At 53.3% G+C, this 929-nt stretch carries 1 protein-coding gene; it reads right to left on the minus strand.

From position 1 onward, the window contains the following. On the minus strand, positions 1-929 hold a 929-nt coding region (tuf, locus tag AC0TNG_RS00170; RefSeq protein ID WP_047749302.1), incomplete at both ends, for an elongation factor Tu.

The raw sequence follows: 929 nt of genomic DNA on the forward strand, positions 1-929 counted from the left end.
CCTTCACGGATTGCGAAACGCAGACCGTCGTCCATCGCGATTGGGTGGATCAGAGTCACAACCATCTTGATGTTGTCGCCTGGCATTACCATCTCAACGCCTTCTGGCAGTTCGATGGTACCGGTCACGTCAGTTGTACGGAAGTAGAACTGTGGACGGTAGCCTTTGAAGAACGGAGTATGACGGCCGCCTTCGTCTTTGGACAGGATGTACACTTCAGATTCGAACTTGGTGTGTGGCTTGATTGAGCCTGGCTTCGCCAGAACCTGACCACGTTCGATTTCTTCACGTTTGATACCACGCAGCAGAACACCAACGTTCTCACCAGCACGGCCTTCGTCCAGCAGTTTGCGGAACATTTCAACGCCAGTACAGGTAGACTTCGCAGTCTCTTTGATACCAACGATTTCAACTTCTTCGCCAACTTTGATGATACCGCGCTCTACACGACCGGTAACAACGGTACCACGACCGGAGATGGAGAATACGTCTTCGATTGGCAGCAGGAATGGCTTGTCAATCGCACGCTCTGGTTCTGGGATGTAAGAATCCAGGAAGCCAGCCAGTTCGATGATTTTCGCTTCCCACTCAGCTTCGCCTTCCAGCGCTTTCAGAGCAGAACCACGAACGATTGGGGTATCGTCGCCTGGGAAATCGTACTGAGACAGCAGTTCACGAACTTCCATCTCTACCAGTTCCAGCAGCTCTTCGTCATCAACCATGTCGCATTTGTTCAGGAACACGATGATGAAAGGAACGCCTACCTGACGACCCAGCAGGATGTGCTCACGAGTCTGAGGCATTGGGCCGTCAGTCGCAGCAACAACCAGGATCGCGCCGTCCATCTGCGCAGCACCGGTGATCATGTTTTTAACATAGTCGGCGTGGCCTGGGCAGTCTACGTGTGCGTAGTGGCGAGTCGGGGTGTC

It is taken from the genome of Enterobacter sp. PL_is514 (assembly GCF_055816715.1).